General features: G+C 61.4%; 17 protein-coding genes. 5 read left to right on the forward strand and 12 right to left on the reverse strand.

Annotation, left to right across the window (positions count from 1 at the left end; genetic code table 11):
* Window positions 1-220: 220 nt before the first annotated feature.
* On the forward strand, window positions 221-1,387 hold the full coding sequence (locus tag NP945_RS17670) for a beta-glucosidase (protein WP_256747088.1): 1,167 nt from the start codon (window positions 221-223) through the stop codon (window positions 1,385-1,387).
* A gap of 75 nt (window positions 1,388-1,462) precedes the next feature.
* On the opposite strand, the gene glf is transcribed toward NP945_RS17670, so the two are convergent.
* Window positions 1,463-2,605 (reverse strand): UDP-galactopyranose mutase, encoded by a 1,143-nt coding sequence (glf, locus tag NP945_RS17675; RefSeq protein WP_256747089.1) that lies wholly within the window; start codon window positions 2,603-2,605, stop codon window positions 1,463-1,465.
* A gap of 2 nt (window positions 2,606-2,607) precedes the next feature.
* Window positions 2,608-3,780 (reverse strand): glycosyltransferase family 1 protein, encoded by a 1,173-nt coding sequence (locus NP945_RS17680; protein WP_256747090.1) that lies wholly within the window; start codon window positions 3,778-3,780, stop codon window positions 2,608-2,610.
* A 354-nt stretch (window positions 3,781-4,134) separates the two neighbouring features.
* Between NP945_RS17680 and NP945_RS17685 the strand changes: the two genes are divergently transcribed.
* The 4 genes from NP945_RS17685 to NP945_RS17700 all read left to right on the forward strand — a co-directional run bounded on the left by NP945_RS17685 (window position 4,135) and on the right by NP945_RS17700 (window position 7,438).
* Entirely contained in the window at window positions 4,135-5,052 is a 918-nt protein-coding gene (locus NP945_RS17685; RefSeq protein ID WP_164898456.1) for a hypothetical protein, read from the forward strand.
* A 552-nt stretch (window positions 5,053-5,604) separates the two neighbouring features.
* Window positions 5,605-6,213 (forward strand): hypothetical protein, encoded by a 609-nt coding sequence (locus NP945_RS17690; protein WP_256747091.1) that lies wholly within the window; start codon window positions 5,605-5,607, stop codon window positions 6,211-6,213.
* Complete coding sequence (locus NP945_RS17695) at window positions 6,210-6,602, forward strand: phage holin family protein (protein ID WP_128307165.1); 393 nt, start codon at window positions 6,210-6,212, stop codon at window positions 6,600-6,602. Before NP945_RS17690 ends, NP945_RS17695 begins: the two co-directional genes overlap by 4 nt.
* Entirely contained in the window at window positions 6,599-7,438 is an 840-nt protein-coding gene (locus NP945_RS17700) for a hypothetical protein (protein WP_256747092.1), read from the forward strand. Before NP945_RS17695 ends, NP945_RS17700 begins: the two co-directional genes overlap by 4 nt.
* Before the next feature lie 78 nt (window positions 7,439-7,516).
* Here NP945_RS17700 and NP945_RS17705 read toward each other — a convergent pair whose 3' ends face one another.
* The 10 genes from NP945_RS17705 to NP945_RS17750 are packed head-to-tail and all read right to left on the reverse strand — an operon-like array spanning window position 7,517 to window position 16,909.
* On the reverse strand, window positions 7,517-7,933 hold the full coding sequence (locus tag NP945_RS17705; RefSeq protein ID WP_127268124.1) for a cytochrome c family protein: 417 nt from the start codon (window positions 7,931-7,933) through the stop codon (window positions 7,517-7,519).
* Entirely contained in the window at window positions 7,914-8,792 is an 879-nt protein-coding gene (locus NP945_RS17710) for a cytochrome c oxidase assembly protein (protein WP_127331646.1), read from the reverse strand. The genes NP945_RS17705 and NP945_RS17710 overlap by 20 nt, the downstream gene beginning before the upstream one ends.
* Complete coding sequence (locus NP945_RS17715; protein WP_127318943.1) at window positions 8,789-9,130, reverse strand: hypothetical protein; 342 nt, start codon at window positions 9,128-9,130, stop codon at window positions 8,789-8,791. The genes NP945_RS17710 and NP945_RS17715 overlap by 4 nt, the downstream gene beginning before the upstream one ends.
* Window position 9,131: 1 nt before the next feature.
* Window positions 9,132-9,737 (reverse strand): cytochrome c oxidase subunit 3, encoded by a 606-nt coding sequence (locus NP945_RS17720; RefSeq protein WP_127331648.1) that lies wholly within the window; start codon window positions 9,735-9,737, stop codon window positions 9,132-9,134.
* Entirely contained in the window at window positions 9,734-11,704 is a 1,971-nt protein-coding gene (gene ctaD, locus NP945_RS17725; RefSeq protein WP_256747093.1) for a cytochrome c oxidase subunit I, read from the reverse strand. Before ctaD ends, NP945_RS17720 begins: the two co-directional genes overlap by 4 nt.
* Window positions 11,701-12,693 (reverse strand): cytochrome c oxidase subunit II, encoded by a 993-nt coding sequence (coxB, locus tag NP945_RS17730; protein WP_127331652.1) that lies wholly within the window; start codon window positions 12,691-12,693, stop codon window positions 11,701-11,703. Before coxB ends, ctaD begins: the two co-directional genes overlap by 4 nt.
* A gap of 14 nt (window positions 12,694-12,707) precedes the next feature.
* Window positions 12,708-13,241 (reverse strand): c-type cytochrome, encoded by a 534-nt coding sequence (locus tag NP945_RS17735; protein WP_127268117.1) that lies wholly within the window; start codon window positions 13,239-13,241, stop codon window positions 12,708-12,710.
* The gene (locus NP945_RS17740; protein ID WP_256747094.1) at window positions 13,238-14,029 is read right to left on the reverse strand and encodes a substrate-binding domain-containing protein; all 792 of its coding nucleotides are present in this window, start codon (window positions 14,027-14,029) and stop codon (window positions 13,238-13,240) included. The genes NP945_RS17735 and NP945_RS17740 overlap by 4 nt, the downstream gene beginning before the upstream one ends.
* A 58-nt stretch (window positions 14,030-14,087) precedes the next feature.
* Window positions 14,088-15,968 (reverse strand): methanol/ethanol family PQQ-dependent dehydrogenase, encoded by a 1,881-nt coding sequence (locus NP945_RS17745; protein ID WP_306283211.1) that lies wholly within the window; start codon window positions 15,966-15,968, stop codon window positions 14,088-14,090.
* Window positions 15,965-16,909 carry a heme-binding protein gene (locus NP945_RS17750; protein WP_372337977.1) on the reverse strand — a complete coding sequence of 315 codons (945 nt, stop codon included), beginning with the start codon at window positions 16,907-16,909 and terminating at the stop codon, window positions 15,965-15,967. Before NP945_RS17750 ends, NP945_RS17745 begins: the two co-directional genes overlap by 4 nt.
* Between the last annotated feature and the right edge of the window lie 60 nt (window positions 16,910-16,969).

A 16,969-nucleotide genomic window follows, 5' to 3' on the forward strand; every position in this document is an offset into this window, starting at 1 on the left:
CCCCGACTTGCCTTGCGCAGCTTCTTCCCTGGCTGCTGTCTGCCCTCCGGTGGGTTCGATCGGGAACAAAGGCTCGACCATCCGGTTTGGAACCATCCCGTTAAGCACAAGACTAATGTGCAGCCTGACGGAATGAGAGACGGCTGCCGGATTGCTATGGCTGTTCCCGATCTGCATTCGGCAGCCGAGATTGAGCCCAAATGCCCTAAGGAGACTTCGCATGAGCGAAGCAGGACACAGCGCAGGCAATGAGGTGACCTCGATTGCGGGCACGTCGCCGTTCGCCAGTTTTTTCATGGCTGGCTTCGAGTGCTCGTCGCACCGGCGCAAGGACGGCGTTCGCCTCGATCTTATCCGCGCGACGTCGCATTATTTGCATGCCCTGGGCGACTACCGCGGTTGCGCCGAACTCGGTCTTCGTACCATCCGCGACGGTTTGCGCTGGCACCTCATCGAAACCGCTCCTGGAACCTATGACTGGTCAAGCTGGACGCCGATGGTCGAAGCAGCGCAATCGGCAGGTGTCCAGGTCATCTGGGACATCTTCCACTACGGATCTCCAGACCACGTTGATCAGGGGTCGATGCATTTCATCGATGCCTATGCCTCGTTCGCCGCGGAAGCTGTGAGGGTTCATCGTTCAATCGCCGGTACAGCGCCTCTGTTGTGCCCGATCAACGAAATTTCGTTTTTCGCCTGGGCTGTTGAGGTCGGCTATTTTCCGCGCGTCGGCCCGAAGAAGCGGGGTTGGTTCAAGCGGCACCTCGTGAAAGCAGCAATAGCCGGCGTTCGCGCGATGCGGGAGGTCGATCCCGCTTGCAGATTCGTCTGGGCCGAGCCGCTTATCCACATCGCTCCTCGCGACCGGACCCGCACCGAACGGCGCCGGGCCGAAAATGCCCGTCAGGGACAGTTCGAAGCTTACGACATGCTGCTGGGCCGGGCCGAACCTGAGCTGGGTGGGAGCGAAGATGTCGTCGACGTCGTTGGCTTGAATTTTTATCCACACAATCAGTGGTACCTAAACGGGCCGACGATTCCGATGGGGCATCACGAGTACCGTGCCCTATCGGAGATGCTGATCGAAGTCGCGCATCGATACAGCAAGCCTATGTTCATCGCCGAGACCGGCTCCGAGGGGTCTGGCGGGCCGGCTTGGCTCCATTATGTCTGCGACGAGGTGCGTGCCGCAGAAAGCCTCAAAGCCCCGATCGAAGGTATTTGCCTTTACCCGGTAACCGCCTATCCGGGCTGGGACAATTCGCGGCATGCGGAGGTGGGATTGTTTTCAGTCGTCCAGGCGGACGGCAGCCGACACGTCCGCAAGCCCGTCGCGGACGAATTGGCCCGCCAGCAAGCTTTGTTCGCGGCGAACCCGACGCGTTAAATACATGAGCTGCACGAGGGACTGCGCGAGCGCCTGTCGGCCCCGCGCCGATGCTCCTGGGTCCAGGTGGGGGAGCTACAGCGCCCCTTCGGCCAACGACGCATTCACCACGCCCGCCCATTCCGGGACGCTCTTTTGAATGCGTGCGAAGGTTGCCAGGGCCTGCCCGACCACCTGATCCATGTTGTAGTAGCGGTAGGTTGCCAGGCGGCCGACAAACCACACGTCGGGACAGGTTGCGGCGAGCGCTTCGTAGCGCTTGTAGAGCTCTTCGTTTTCGGCCCGCGGCACCGGATAGTACGGGTCCCCGATATCGGTGGGATATTCGTATGTCAGGCTGGTCCGCACGCTCCGTTGGCCGGTCAAATGTTTGTATTCGGTGATGCGGGTGTAATCTTCCGTCTGGGGGTAGTTGACGACGGCAACCGGCTGAAACTGCTCTTGGTCGAGTGTGACGTGCTCGAAACGGAGCGAACGATAAGGAAGACGCCCTAGCTGCCAGCCGAAATATTCGTCTATCGGGCCGGTATAGATCAGGCGGTTGAATGGTATCTTGTCACGGATTTCGCGGAAGTCGGTCTGCAGCATGACCTTGATGTTCGGGTGATCGAGCATGCGCTCGAACATCCTCGTGTATCCGCCGGCAGGCATCTTCTGGAAGCTGTCGCTGAAATAGCGGTCATCGCGGTTGGTCCTGGTCGGCACTCGCGCCGTCACTGATTTGCTCAGCTGGTTCGGATCGACGCCCCATTGCTTCCTTGTATAGCCACGGAAGAACTTCTCGTAGAGCTCGCGTCCCACGGTGCTGACGACAACATCCTCGGCCGTTCGCACGTCCTCTACCGTCTCGCGCCGCGATGCGAAGAACTCCTCCAACTGTGCGGAATTCAACTCGAGGCCATAAAGGCGGTTTATCGTGTCGAGATTGATCGGGATGGGAAGCAGTTTTCCGTCGACCGCCGCCAGAACCCTGTGCTCGTATGTGCGCCATTGGGTGAACTGCGAGAGGTAGTCCACGATCGACTGGCTGTTGGTGTGAAAAATATGAGGCCCGTAACGATGGATGAGGATGCCGGCTTCATTGTAGCAATCGTAGGCGTTGCCGCCGACATGGCTGCGGCGGTCGACCAGGAGAACGCTTTCATGACGCTGGGAGGCTATCCTTTCAGCAAGAACGCTGCCGGCAAACCCCGCGCCCACGATCAGCCAATCGAACATGGCTATGCGCTCCTGCGGAGCGGGACGACCTTCTTGCGTCGGTAGGCGCCCTCAATGTGAGCGGCCATGGCCTTCCATGTTCTTTCCCACGACATGTCAGCCAGATAGGCATCGACTTGCGGCAGCAGCATCTCGCGCGGTCGCAAAAGCAGGGAGCGCAGCTTGCTGTCCAAGTCGTCACCGTCGGCGATCTCCACCAGCCCAGCAGCGCCGTAGCTGCGCACAACGTCAACGATTGCCGTCGAGATCACCGGCAGACCCGCCGCCAGAAACTCTGGCGTCTTGGTTGGGCTGATGAACCGGGTCGCTTCGTTGAGCGCAAACGGCATCCACCCGGCATCCCAATGGCGCAGATAATCGGGCAGGTCGCAGTAGGCCTTCGCGTCCAACCAATGCAGGTTGTCGGCCTTCGGCAGGATTGCAGGATCGATTTTGACAACGGGGCCGATCATGACGAAATGCACGTCCGGCATGGTCCGCGCTGCTAGCGCCACGAGGTCGACGTCCAGCCGCTCGTCGATGACGCCGAAATACCCCACCCTCGGGTGAGGAATGCCGGCCTGATCGATGGGGTCCTTTCCTGGCAGCCTTGCCTTGTGAAAGTGTTTCACATCGATGCTGCTCGGAAAGGGGTAAATGGCCTGATGCAGGCGGCGCTTGGTCTCGAACAGGCTCAGGCCACCGGTGAAAACGAGATCGGCGCGGCGCAGAAGTTCCTTTTCCATCTGCGCCAGTTCGGGCGGCGCATTCTTGAAGGCGGAGAGTTCGTCCATGCAGTCGTAGACGCATATGTCTGGGTCCAGGAACTCCGTGAAGCGAAGAGCCATCGGCGTGTAGTACCAGGCGATCAGCCGGCTGTGCGGCATTGAAGCTATGATCTGCTGAACAAATCTCCGCTGGACGGCATCTGATTTCGCGGCCGACGCGCCGAGCGGAAGCACTGGTGTCACAATTAGAATGTTTGGCGATGCCTCGCTCGTCCGCATCAGCGGCTGTGGCAGTTCTTCAAAAAGAGGCTCTTCAAAGTAGATCACTCTCTGCTGCATGGATGCAAGAGTGAGAATATGCTGCGGGCGTTGGTGGACGAAATTCCAACGCAAGTGGGAGAAGCAAACCGGTAGATTTTCCCTGCCAGCGTGTTTACTGGCGGACACCCTGCCCAAGGCTGCTTCCATTGAGATTTTCCTTCCTGTAATCTTTAATTTATGCTGCGACTAACATTTGTTAATCGCAGATGGAGGAGAAATAGACTTCGGTACCAGCTCCTAACTTTCCACCGCGTGAGTTGTTCCAAGGTGAAGTGAAGAGCTCTCAGTCACCGCTCAGACGACGAATGCGACGATATTTCCGCGGAGCTGAGAACGGCCAAACGCGTCGCCGGGCTTTGAAAGCGTGGCGACGGGGGAATGCCGGTGGAGAACGGGCTTGCCGTATTTGCGTTGAGGTCGCTCGCTATAAAATATGCAGGACATCAAGTTGATTCGCCCGCATCACTGGCGAGTCCGTGCCAGGCGAATTCCGGGGCTGATATGAAGATCGACTTTTCAACCAACGTTTTTCCGCTGTTTCATCCGCAAAGCGTGGATGATCTCAAGGACCCGTGCCCCGTCTTTGATGGCAGCCTGTGGCACGTCTTCGGCTCGAGCGGTACGGTGACCAGCGAGACGTGGAGGATCCTGCATGCCACGGCGCCGGACCTTTATGGGCCGTGGACCGAGCATCAGTCGATCGAGCTTCCCATCAATGGGAGTGGTGTTGCGGCTCCGGGGGTCATTCACGAAAGTGGCGTCTTTCACATGTTCATCCAGACTGAGTTCATGAAGTCTGGCGGCCGCTGCGAGCATGCGGTTTCCAATGACGGGTTCCATTGGGTGGTTCTTAGCCCGGCAATCCTCGCCATCCCGGACACGGAGGAAGATGGCATTTACGATCCGCATCCCGCAGTTATTGGCGGCAAGCGCTACCTCGTCTATTCCGCCATGCCAAAATTCACCAGGGTGCCACAGCCCGACATCTATCTCGCGCGTAGCCAATCCGATTCATGGTTCGGTCCTTGGAAGCGGATCGGCAAGATCCTCGACCATAATGAAGTTCCTCACCACAACACGAGAGAGGATCCCGACTACGAATGGGGGATAGAGGGCGCACAACTGGTCGAATTGCCGGATGGCCGCGTGCTTCTCAATGCCACTTGCTTTCTCCCGAATGGCCTTCGGGGAAACCGGCAACGCGTGTTTTTTGCCATCGCCGATGATGTTGCTGGACCTTATGTGTCGATGGGACCGGTGCTGGAACCAGGCCAGCCGGGAGAGAACGGCCACTCGACCGTGATGATCGAAGGGGGACAACTTTCGCTGTTTTACCAAAGCCGGGTCGCCACGACCGATCATCGGTGGCGCTACGGCTTGGCCAGATGCGACGTCGCCCTGTTTTCCAAGGTTGCATGATTTAGGTGTTGCTCGGACGGAACAATCCGTCGGAGCGCGTGCACACGACACCATGCAGCAGTCGCTCGCGGCGTTCGAAGACATGGGCGAACTGAATATCTCTGCTCCTTCCCGCAGGAGAATGAAACATCAGCACGTATTCTATGCCTTCATCCTCGCTTCGTTGAAGGCGTCCAACAGCGCAGGGACGTGCCGGGCGTCCAGAGCGAGCAGATGATCGACAGGCGGACAGCCGAATAGACAAAGGTCAGCCAAAGCCGAGGCAACCGGCGGCCTTCCGCTCGACCCGTGCGCAGTCGGGAGCACAAGGTTTGTACTCGAGCCACTGAAGCTCCGCACGAGGGGCAGCTCAGCTCATTCCTGATTGTTGCGTGCCTGACGAGCTCTCCGTTTCAGCCTGATCATAAATGCTTTCACCTAGTGGAACATCGGAGGTTCCACGAAGTTGGGAAGCCACGGAGGACGTGCACATGAACAGTGTCATCTATCTTATCGGCCTTATCGTTGTCGTGCTCGCGGTCCTCTCCTTCCTCGGTCTTCACTAGGTGGTCCATGCAGCATGAGAACGATCAGGGCGGACAGCCCACCGATTTCGACAAGGCGAAAAGCGACGTTTCCGACAGGCTTCGCCAGGAACAAGAACGTGCCAGCGAGTTGCTTCACGACGCGCGTGACACGGTGACCCGTAAGGCTGGCGATTATGCATCTGAAGCCAGGGATGCGATTTCCGACAAGGCGGAGGAAGCTCAGCGCGACATCGGATCGAGTCTGGCGGCGCTGGGCGGCGCACTGCGCGCGGCCAGTGACCATCTGGCCAACAACGATGAAAGGAACGCATCGAAGTTCGCATTGGATGCCGCCGGTGGCTTGGAGCGGCTTTCATCGTCATTGAAACAGAAACCGTTCGGCCAGGTCCTGGAGGACGTGCAGTCCTTTGGCCGGCAAAATCCCGGTGTCCTGCTTGCCGGATCGGTATTGGCCGGATTGGCTCTCGGGCGGTTCATCAAGGCTTCTCCGCCGGCGGGTCCAGAATTCCAGGATGCTGCGGGAGACCTCAAATCAAACACCGATCAGGCACAGGGTTGGTCCGTTGATCGTTCGCAGGATTCGGGCCTCGTCGGCGATGATGGGGCCACGCAGAACGCGGAGCAGGACAGATGAACACCCAGGACAATCCCAGCCTTGCCGGACTGATCACCGACTTGGCCCAGAATGTCACCACTCTGGTGCAAACCGAGGCCAGGCTGTTTCGGGCGGAGCTCTCTGAAAAGCTTGCCAAAGCCGGAGCAGGTGCCGCGGAAGTACTGGGCGGCGCGATCTGCCTGCTCGCCGCGCTATTGGTGTTGCTGCAGGCACTCGTTATCGCACTGACGCGGGCAGGGCTAGGCGCGGGGTGGTCTTCCCTGCTGGTCGGTGTGGTCGTGGCGGTCCTCGGCGTCATCCTGCTGCGGACCGGGATGGCCAGCATGGCGCCTTCGGAACTTACCCCCGACCGGACCCAGGAACAGCTTAAGCGCGACGCGAGCGTGATCAAGGAACAGGTGAGATGAAAGAGAAATCCGCAGCCGAACTTGAACGCGAGGCCGAGGCAGCCCGCGCCCGGGTGATGGAGACCGCCGAATCCATTCGAGGCAAGATGACGCCCGGACAATTGCTGGATGAGTTCACCGGGCTGTTCTCGGGAGGGGAGAGCTCGGCCATGCTCAGCAATCTCAGAACGCAGGTCCGAGACAATCCTTTGCCGGTCACCATGGTGGGCGCAGGTCTGGCTTGGCTGATGTTCGGCAGCGGTACCTCAAACACCCCCCACGGTTCGGCTGGATACTCCATGCCTTCGGCGCCGGGACGACATGATGACGGGGAGCGTGGAGGCCTTGGCAGCACGCTTTCCGATGCCGCCTCATCGCTGTCGTCGGCTGCTACCAGCGTCAGCGATACCGTTTCGAGCGCGGCAAGCAACGCCGCCGAGGGTTTGACGGGCAGCACGGCCACTGCAAGATCGGTGACCGGCGAGATGGCGGCGAAAACCACCCGCTCTGCCCAAGAACTGTTTGAGAACCAACCCTTGGCCGTAGCGGCCGCCGGTCTCGCCATCGGCGCCGCCATAGGTGCAATGCTGCCCCATACCGCAACGGAGGATGAGCAACTAGGCGCCTATGGCGACAAGCTTCGCGACACCGCCGAAACCATGCTCGACAGGGGTCTGGATGAAGCCAAGCAGGTCGCCGCCGACGCCTATGAGACCATCAAGCAGGAAGCTGGGCGGCAAAATATGGAAGCAGGCACGATGGCCGATCAGCTCGGCGAGGTCGTGAAGTCCACAGCAGACAAAACCGAGCATGCAGTGCGTGAACGGATTTCCGATCCGTCTCAGCGTCAAACCTAGCTTGAATGATCCTGGATCAACGATAGTCGGTCTCTTCAGAAGGGCCGGCGTTGTTGTTCAAACGGTGAACCGCTCGAGTCATTTCAGAGCGTAGAGGTAAGCCGCGATATCGCGCGCCTGCTGCTCTGTAATCCGGGTCGACGGCATGGCGGTGTGCGGATTGATTTCCCTGGCCGATCGTATCCAGCGGATCAGGTTCTCTGGATTGTTGGCCAGCCCGCCGCCGATAAAGACGCGGTCAGCAAGACTGGCATCCAGGCGAGGACCGACCTGCCCTTGCGCGCCCGGCACGCCCGTAATCGTATGGCAGCCGGAACAGCCATTCGCAGTCATGATCGGCAAGGCCCTCGCAGTGTCACCGCCTGTGGCCGCCTCCGCCTCGTGGCGGACGCGCGCGGCCCGATCGGACCACCAGGTCATTCCGGCCACGGCCGCGACGAGCAGCACCAGCGCGGCGATGACGGCGGCAAGCAGTTTAGACACGCTCGTACGCATGCGCCGCCTCCCTCCTTCCGCTCGCCTTGATCCACAACGCGGCCAGCAGCAGCGCTGCGCCGCCATATATCAATCCAGCCGGAACCCACATCACCAGCCCGGCAAGTTGCTGGTCCTCCAGGGGGCTCAAATTCCACAGTGCCGCTCCCACGGCGTTCTCCGGGTACCAGAGGCGTGGCGAGAGCAACAGGAGAACGCCGAGCAGCCCGGTATGCAGCGAGGTGACAAAGAGGTGCATCACTGCGCTCCCATAGGCATGCTGGCGGCCGGGACGCGGCAAGAGGACCCACCAGAACAGCAGCCCTGTTCCGAAGAAGCTCGCGTGCTGTGCATAGTGCAGTACGCCGCGTTCGAGCGCGGCCTCGAACAACACCGGAATGTGCCAAATCCATATAGCAATGCCGTGGATAATGGTCGCGCTGATCGGCCGCGTTGCGAAGGCCCAGACCACCCTCAGCCAATTGGCGTGTCCGGCAATTCCCAGAATGCGCCGGAACCGGATGGGTAGGCCCCACATCAAGGCCGCAGCCGGGCAGGCAGAGACCAACAGCGGCGCCGCCACGGCCATCAGCAGTTCATGCTCGATCATATGCGCCGCAAAGACCTGCTCGCCGAGCACATGAATCGGGCTGACCAATGCGGCTGTCAACACGCTCCATCCGGCCGTGAACAGCAGAGCCTGGCGCAGCCGCAACGTCCTGCCGCGGCTGCTGCGCCGCCAAAGCCGGCCAGCGCCAACGACATATATCAGGGCAAGCACGGCGAGTGGCAGGGTGATGGGCAGCGCGAGCGTCCACCCGGCCCCAGGCGCGCCGGCGCCGTAGCAGATGGAAGTAGGGAACAGCGCGTCCAGGTTCATCGCAGGCACCCATCCAGGATCAGCGCCGCGCTGCCTTGCATGAGGATCACAAGCGCAAACAGCAACGCCGACAACATCCCGAGATTGGCGACGAAGCGCTCTGTGCCGCGCGTACGCTCCGGCTTGAATGCGGCACCGCCTCGCCGCTTCGCCCGCCACGACAGCGCCCCGCCGAGCAGCGACAACAAGACGAGCAGCAGCGCCACGGGAAGCACGACTGGCACCTGACGGTTGCATTGCCAAGGCACCAGTGCATAATTCAGCTGTGTCGAGACCGCCCAGGCCAGCGGACCTGACAGAAGACCACCCCAGGACGTTCCCAGCCGCAACGCTCGCATCTCAGCCTAGCCTCGGCGCCCAATAGATGAGCACGTAGATCGGGATCCAGGTCAGGACCACGAAATCCCAGTAGAAGACATTGTCGCCGACATCGCCGAAGCGCCGGCCGCTATAGCCGTGGCGCGTGAACATCAGCACTGTCAGCACGATGGTGTCGCCGACATCGGTTATGAGGTGCGTGGTGTGCAGGCCAAGCAGCACCCAGAGCATCGATCCATAGGCGTTGGTGTCCCAATAGATGTTGAGGGCGGGGAATTCGAACCAGCGCACGACGAGCGGAGCGATGCCGAGCAGCGACATGACCACCAGGCCGATCCGCACCGGAACCATGGAGCATTGCTTGGCGTGGCGGTGGAGGACGTGGTTGGGCACAAGGCTGACGACAAACAAAATCGTCACGATCGTTCCGGGCCAATGGTTCGGCTGCGGTGCGCTAAGCCGCCATGCTGGCCACGACAGCGCAAGGTAGAGATATGCGCCCGCTGCCAGCGCAAAACCCGTACCTTCCAACGCCATGAAGCCGAGCGTGCCCCACCAGGTGGGGCTGCGCGGACCGTGCCCGAAGGTCGGCAGGCCAGAAAGATCGGCGGCGGCGCGCTGCTTCATTCCTGGTCCTCCGGATGGCCCTTGGGCCAGAACCAACCGATCAACGTGATGGCGATCGGCGCGGCGCCCCAGACGATCGCCCAAGGCGTGAAGATCGAATAGAGAAACGTGCCGCCGACGGCTAGCGCCGCAAAAAGCGGCCAGATCGAAGGGGCGGCCGATTTCTCGCGAATATCGGGATAAGCTTCGGCCACGGTCGAGATGAGGAGTTCGCGCGCATCGATGCGGAGCCCGGTCGCTACAGGTAGCGCCTCCCGCTCGGCCCAGAGCGGCTCGATATGGGTGACGATGGGAATGCGTGCGAAATTATAGCTCGGCGGCGGCGAGGATGTTGCCCACTCCAAGGTTCCTGCGTCCCACGGATTGTTGCCGGCCAGGGTGCCTTTCAACGCGCCATGCACAAGATTGAAGGTGAACAGGACAAAGCTCAGGAAGAAGAGTAGCGCCCCTGCCGAGATGAAAAGGTTGATGTTGCCCCAGCCAAGCTCGGCCGGATAGGTATAGACCCTTCGTGGCATGCCCCATAGGCCGACGAGATGCATCGGGAAAAAGGCCGCATTGAACCCGATGAAGGCCAGCCAGAAATGCCACCGCCCGAGGCGTTCGCTCATCATGCGGCCGGTGATCTTCGGGAACCAGAAATAAGTCGCGCCAAGCAGCGGGAACACCGAGCCGCCGATCAGCACGTAATGGAAATGCGCGACGACGAAATAGGTGTCGTGCACCTGAAGATCCAGTGGCACAGAGGCGAGCATGACACCGGTCAGCCCGCCGATGACGAAGATGAAGAAGAAGCCGAAGACGAACAGCAATGGCGTCCGGATCACCGGCCGGCCGTCCCAAAGTGTTGCAAGCCAGCAGAAGATCTGCACGCCGTTTGGAATGGCGATCAGCATGCTGGATGCGGTGAAGAAACTGGCGCCGAGCTTAGGCAATCCCGTGGCGAACATGTGGTGGACCCAGAGCCCGAACGACAGGAAGCCGACTGCGATCAGCGACAGGACCAGCCCGAGATGACCGAATGTCGGTCGCCTGGCGAAAACAGGAATGATCGCGGACACCATGCCCGTCGCCGGCAGGAAGATGATGTAAACCTCCGGATGACCGAAGAACCAGAAGAGATGTTGGAACAGCAGAGCATCGCCACCTTCCGCCGGGTTGAAGATGTGCGTGCCGACCAGGCGGTCAAGGATCAGAAAAGTCGAGGTGATCATCACCGCCGGCATCGCGAAGACGACGACGAAGGAAGTGACCAGCATCGCCCAGACATAGAGTGGGATCTTGTCCAGCGACATGCCGGGGGCACGCTGTTTGAACACAGTGACGATGGTCGCAACAGCGACGGCCAATGACGACACTTCGGTATAGGTGATCATCTGCGCCCAGACATCGGCGCGCTTGCCCGGTGCGAATTCGGGGCCGGACAGCGGCACGTAAGCGAACCAGCCCACATCAGGAGCCATGTTGAGGGCGAAGGACACCCAGGCGAAAGCGCCGCCCGAGACGTAGATCCAATAGCTGAACGCGTTCAGGCGCGGAAACGCGATGTTGCGGGTGCCAACCATCAGCGGCACCAGGTAGATCCCGGTCGCCTGCACGATGGGCACGGCGAACAGAAACATCATCGTAAGGCCATGCATGGTGAACAGCTGGTTGTAGAGGTCGGGCCCGATCAGGCCGCGTTGAGGTCCCGAAAGCTGGATACGCATGGCGACAGCGTTGAGACCGCCAAGACCAAGGAAGACGAAAGCGGTGATCAAATAGCGTCGTGCGATCACCTTGTGATCGACGCTCGAGAGCGCTCCGACGATGCCGGACGGCGTCCGCCAGGTGCGCTCGAGCCAGCGATGCAGGCTGGCATCATCCATGCCGGTATCGCGGGGGCCGTCACGTTCGGGAGCAAGGTCGCCCTTGGCGGGGTCTGGTTCCGGGATGTGGCGGTCGCCTGTGACATCGGCGCTGCTCATTTCAGCCCCTCGAGATAAGCGACGATTGCGTTGAGCTCGTCGCCGTTGAGATCTGCCACTGGCATGTGGGAACCCGGCTTGATGCCTTGCGGGTCGGCTATCCAGGCGGCGAGATTGCCGCGGCTCATCGTCAGCGTTCCGGCCGCCAATGTTTTCCGGCTGGCGATGTGGGTGAGGTCGGGAGCCACCGTTCCGCCGGCCGGCGTTCCCCCGATCCTATGGCACATCACGCAGGGGCGTTTGAGGAACAGGTCCGCGCCGGCCTTGGCTTCGCCGCTCGCCGGCGCGCCGGCCGGCTGCAACTGGTCGTTCAGCCAGGCATCGAATTTCGGGCGCGGCTCGGCGATGATGAAGGTGCCCATATTGGCGTGCTGCGCACCGCAGAATTCAGCGCATTGACCGCGGTAGACGCCCGGCTTGTCCGCCTTGATATCCAGCACGTTCATGTGGCCGGGGATAAGATCGAGTTTGCCGGCCAAGCTCGGGATCCAGAAGGAATGGATCACATCGGTCGAGGTCAATAGCAGCCGCACCGGCTCGCCGGCAGGGATATGGATCTCGTTTGCCGTCGTCAGGATGCGGCTCGGCGTAGCATCCTCGTAGCGCAACTCCCACCACCACTGGTGCCCGGTCACCCTGATTGTCAGCACAGCCTCCGAGCCGATCGCAGCCAGCGTCCTGTTGGCGAAAAAGCTTAGCAGCGTCAGTCCGATCAGGATGATGGCGGTCAGTCCGACGGCGGACGCGACCACGCGCATCTTGCGGCGTTCGGCCGCTTCGTCGAGTAAGAGGGGTTCATCGCCGGGACGCGATCGCATAACCAGCGGTGCTGCGAGCGCGATCATCACCAGCACCCACACAACCGCGCAAAGCGCGGTGAAGAACCAGATCAGCCAAGCCAACTCGTCGGCTGCGGGGCCTTTCGGATCCAGCGCCGACTGCCAGCCTGCGCATCCCTGCAGAAGCAGGAGACAGAGAGCGAAGGTCATCGAAGCCGGGCGCCTCACGGTGATTTGCCCAGTGTCGCGGCATCCGGCAGGCGGTTTTCCGAGGGATGCACCATCATGCCGTCATTGCGTTGCGGCGCGGCGGAGGAGGGCGCGTTGCCGCCCAGTGCACGCACATATGCCGCCAGCTCCCATATCTGGTCATCGGGTATCTTCTGGCCGAAGCTCGGCATCCCGTTCGGCCTGCCGTCGCGGATCGTGGCGTGGATGCTTTCGATCGAGCTGCCGTAGAGCCACTTCTCGTCCATGAGTGCCGGGCCCATGCCGCCACCGCCATTGGCATGGCAGCCCGAGCAGTTGAACCAGCCGAACAGGCGTTTGCCCTCGCTCATGTGGAAGGCGTTGGCCTCGAAGCTCGCCGCCTTGTTATCGGTGGGGGAGGGTCGCTGTCCGCCCGGCTCCAACGTGGTCACGGGCGTCGGCTGCTCACCTGAGCCGAGCGCCGATTGCGGTCGCGTGTCGCGCTCCTCGCGCTGGCAGGCGACCAGGGCCAGCGTCAAGGGCAGTAACATCGCCAGAGCCTGCCTCATCGCGCCGGACTCCCGGCCATGTCCAGACGCGGTACGCCGTATTGCGCCAGAACCGCGTCGATCTCGGCCTTGTGTCTGGCAAGCGCGCTATTCACATCGCCACGCAGCGCATCGTCCTCGCGCCGAACACCCATTGAGATGTCGTACATTAGCGGCAGTTGCGGTCCGTCGATGCGAGGCGTGACCGGCGTGATCCGGAGCGACACCTTTTGCCTCTGGGCGAAATAGCCGGCGAGCGGACCCCAAACCACGGCAAGATCGATCTCGCCGTTCGCAACAGCTTCGACGATGCGCGCCGGAGGGTTGGGAGCGGAGTAGTCGCCATAGACGGGGTAGCCGATGAGGTGCCCGACGATGCCGCGGCGGCCGAGCGCCTGGACAGGCGGCGAGTTGGCGCCATCGTCGCCGATGAGCTGAACACCGATACGCAATCCTGGCAACCGCGGGTCGTTGAAGGAGGCCACGTCCGGGCCGTCCTGGCGGGTCACGAAGACATAGGACGAACGGTAATAAGGCGTGGTCGTGCGCAGCATTTCGAGATTGGCAGGCGTGCCGGGCACGAGATCGCAAAGGCCTGCCTTCAGCGTGTTGCGGATGAAGCCACGGCGCTGCGCCCACCAAGTATACGTCAGCTTGGCGCCGAGATCAGTGGCGATAATTTCCGCGATCCTGTTCTCGAAGCCTTGACCGGCCGCGTTGGAAAACGGCATGTTGTTCGGGTCGGCGCACACTCTCAACTCACGTGGACTAGCAATAGCCGGCAAGAGCAACAAGGCGAGCCCGGCCATGCCGATCGCCACCCGTTGGAACGCCTTTCGCGCCGGACGTACGGTCAAGTCCAATCCATCAAGGCAGCCGGAACACATAAAGCGTGCCTCCCACCGTGGTAGCGTTCTTTAGATCCTTCATCGCGTTGACGAAGCCAAGTGCCGCGGTGGCATCGCGTGGGTCGAGGTCGCCGGAAACGATGGCACCGGCCCAGCCACCGACGCCTGACAGAATTGCGACATATTGGTGCCCATCGGGGCCGCGATAGGTTATCGGCTGGCCGATGATGCCGGACGATGTCTTGAATTGCCAAAGGAGATCGCCAGTCCTGGCGCTGACCGCCTTGAACCAGCCTTCCATGGTGCCGTAAAAGACGACATCGCCGGCAGTGACGACGGTGCCGCTCCACACCGGAAAGTTCTCCTTCAGGACCCAGGCCGGCTTGGCGGCGGCAATATCCCAGGCGGTGAAGGCACCACGATTGCCGCCCGGCCCGGGGATCATGCGTACGTTCATGCCGACATAGGGCGTGCCTGCGATGTAGTTTACCTCGACGCCTTCTTCATCCATGCAGAGATTGTTGTGGGGGATGTAGAGCAGGCCGGTCCTCGGCGAAAAGGCCGATGGCTGCCAGTCCTTGAGGCCGGACGCTGTCGGGCAAATGTCTCGCACCACCTTGCCGGTGCCGGTTCTCTTGTCGGGGTTTGCAATCAGGCGGCCGGTCTTCAGGTCGACGCCTTTGCTGGAATTAACCGGACCGTAGGCTGTGGCGGACAACACCTCGCCAGTGGTTCGATCAAGGATATAGAGGTAGCCGTTGCGTTCCGGTCGGACGAGGACCTTGCGCGGCTTGCCTTGCCAGGTCATGTCCAGAAGGATCTGCTCGTTGATCCCGTCATAGTCATGGAGGTCATGCGGGCTCCACTGATAGAACCACTTCGCCGCTCCGGTATCGGGATCACGCGCGAAAATACCGGACGTCCATTTGTTGTCGCCGGGCCGCAAATCCGGATTCCACGGTCCTGGATTGCCTGTGCCGTGGAAGATCAAGTTCAAGGCCGGATCGTAGGAGATCCAGCCCCACATATTGCCGCCGCCGATCTTCCAGGCTTCCGGCGGCCATGTCGTCACGCCAAGGTCTGTGCCCTTGTCCATGTCATAGTGGGGCTTGAAGTCCGGGCCGATCAGCACATCCTTGTCGGGTCCAGTGCCATAAGCCGTCCAGACAATATGCCCGTCTCCGGCATCCAGCGCCTTGACCCAGCCGCGGACGCCCATTTCGCCGCCGGAATTGCCGACCAAAACTTTGCCCTTCACCACCAGCGGAGCCATGGTGATGGTCTCGCCGATGTTGATGTTGCCGATATGAGCGTTCCAGATTGGTTTGCCTGTGTTGGCGTCGAGGGCGATCGTGTGGCCGTCCAGCGTGTTGAAGAAGATGCGCCCGTCGGCGAAGGCCGCGCCGCGGTTGACGACATCGCAGCAGGCCACCCCTTGTGCCGCCGGCTCGGGGTTGGGCTCGTACTTCCACTTCATCGGCGCGCCGGGCCTGGAAAGGTCGAGCGCGTAGACGATGTTGGGAAAGGGCGTGACGATATACATGATGTTGCCGACAACCAGCGGCGCTGCTTCCTGGCCCTTGTTCACGCCGGTGGAGAAGGTGAAGGCGACCTGCAGGTTCTTGACGTTGCCTTCGTTGATCTCGGTCAGGTCGCTGAAGCGGGTCGACGCGTAGTTCTTGGCCGGCATAGTCCATTGCCCGTCATCGGGTGGCGCGGCGGCGGCGGGCGGCGCAATAGCCGCCGCCGATGGCGGCTCCGAGGCACCGCTCAGGAATGGGCCGCATGCCAGCAGCATCACCGAGAGTATGCAGGTGCGAAAAGAATTCTCGGTCGCCGATGCGCGGGCGCCTCGTCCTTCGTTAACGCGCGCCTGTGCCGGGTGCAGCATGCCTTTCATTTGTGGATCGAGCCTCCCACCCCGGCGCCGAGCGCCGCCGCGATGTCAGCCTCGGTGCCGGCACAAAGCGGATGGCCCCAGCCCGAGGCGCTTTTGCCGCCGGGATCCAGATCGTAGACGATGGCGTCCTTGCGATTGGGATTGACTCCGGCGGGAACCTTGTCGAGGCCGAGCGCCGCGCGAACACGCCAGGCGACATTGTGATCGGCGCATGAGGAATCTCCGGAGACCCCGATGCCTCCGACGATGCTCTTTCCGTCATAGAGGGCAAGCCCGCCGCCAAACACAACGACGCCTCCAATCGGCTTGCCGACGAGCGGATCGCTGGCGCTTCCGAACGTTTTGGGATCGCCCGCATAGGCTGCGGCCTGGTTGACCGGATTGGTCTCCTGCAAGCCGAAAAGCGGCCCGCCAGGTTGCGCCCCCGCGTAGAGATTGGCCGTCGATAGGGCCATTTGCGCCAAGCTGAGCCCATTGGCCGTATTGGCCTTCTCTGCCGCGACGAGGCGACTGCCCGGCCATTGGGAATCGGCGGTGGGACCGCTGAAAGCGATCGCGCACACGGCGCCGTCGCGGGCAACGACAGCCGCCCATTCGTTGGTCTCAAAGCCTCCGTTGGCAGGTCCGCCGCTCGCTTTCACATTGGCCTTGAGGACAGCGAGCAGCTTATCGTGGTGGGCCGGGCAGGGCGCCTGTGCCATGGCTTGGCCCTGTGGGGACAGGCCACCCGCCAACACCAGGCCAAAGGCAGATAAGAAAAGCTGACAGCGGTACATTGTCCTGCCCATTGGTTCGAGCATCAAAGAATCATGGAGCACTCTGTCAGACTGGAGAATGCGAGAAAGAATCCGTGATCCAATGCCGTCGACGTCTAACTTGGGCGATGCAGGTATGTTCCTGCTTTTGGAAAAAATGCACAGTTCCCGTCCGGTGAATGGCAAGGGTTGCCGTCTGTCCCGCCGGCGGCCGGCTCATCGCACCTAGTAAGCACTTGGCATTAT

This window comes from Mesorhizobium sp. LMG17149, from assembly GCF_024518695.1.
Taxonomy (GTDB): domain Bacteria; phylum Pseudomonadota; class Alphaproteobacteria; order Rhizobiales; family Rhizobiaceae; genus Mesorhizobium.

What these genes read in the sequence shown, in the direction of transcription:
- NP945_RS17740 (WP_256747094.1), bottom strand. Translation starts at nt 14,029, where the DNA reads ATGGCCGGGCTCGCCTTGTTGCTCTTGCCGGCTATTGCTAGTCCACGT.
- coxB (WP_127331652.1), bottom strand. Translation starts at nt 12,693, where the DNA reads ATGACCTTCGCTCTCTGTCTCCTGCTTCTGCAGGGATGCGCAGGCTGG.
- NP945_RS17710 (WP_127331646.1), bottom strand. Translation starts at nt 8,792, where the DNA reads ATGAACCTGGACGCGCTGTTCCCTACTTCCATCTGCTACGGCGCCGGC.
- ctaD (WP_256747093.1), bottom strand. Translation starts at nt 11,704, where the DNA reads ATGAGCAGCGCCGATGTCACAGGCGACCGCCACATCCCGGAACCAGAC.
- NP945_RS17680 (WP_256747090.1), bottom strand. Translation starts at nt 3,780, where the DNA reads ATGGAAGCAGCCTTGGGCAGGGTGTCCGCCAGTAAACACGCTGGCAGG.
- NP945_RS17670 (WP_256747088.1), top strand. Translation starts at nt 221, where the DNA reads ATGAGCGAAGCAGGACACAGCGCAGGCAATGAGGTGACCTCGATTGCG.
- NP945_RS17700 (WP_256747092.1), top strand. Translation starts at nt 6,599, where the DNA reads ATGAAAGAGAAATCCGCAGCCGAACTTGAACGCGAGGCCGAGGCAGCC.
- NP945_RS17695 (WP_128307165.1), top strand. Translation starts at nt 6,210, where the DNA reads ATGAACACCCAGGACAATCCCAGCCTTGCCGGACTGATCACCGACTTG.
- NP945_RS17735 (WP_127268117.1), bottom strand. Translation starts at nt 13,241, where the DNA reads ATGAGGCAGGCTCTGGCGATGTTACTGCCCTTGACGCTGGCCCTGGTC.
- NP945_RS17720 (WP_127331648.1), bottom strand. Translation starts at nt 9,737, where the DNA reads ATGAAGCAGCGCGCCGCCGCCGATCTTTCTGGCCTGCCGACCTTCGGG.
- NP945_RS17715 (WP_127318943.1), bottom strand. Translation starts at nt 9,130, where the DNA reads ATGCGAGCGTTGCGGCTGGGAACGTCCTGGGGTGGTCTTCTGTCAGGT.
- NP945_RS17745 (WP_306283211.1), bottom strand. Translation starts at nt 15,968, where the DNA reads ATGAAAGGCATGCTGCACCCGGCACAGGCGCGCGTTAACGAAGGACGA.
- NP945_RS17685 (WP_164898456.1), top strand. Translation starts at nt 4,135, where the DNA reads ATGAAGATCGACTTTTCAACCAACGTTTTTCCGCTGTTTCATCCGCAA.
- NP945_RS17690 (WP_256747091.1), top strand. Translation starts at nt 5,605, where the DNA reads ATGCAGCATGAGAACGATCAGGGCGGACAGCCCACCGATTTCGACAAG.
- NP945_RS17705 (WP_127268124.1), bottom strand. Translation starts at nt 7,933, where the DNA reads ATGCGTACGAGCGTGTCTAAACTGCTTGCCGCCGTCATCGCCGCGCTG.
- glf (WP_256747089.1), bottom strand. Translation starts at nt 2,605, where the DNA reads ATGTTCGATTGGCTGATCGTGGGCGCGGGGTTTGCCGGCAGCGTTCTT.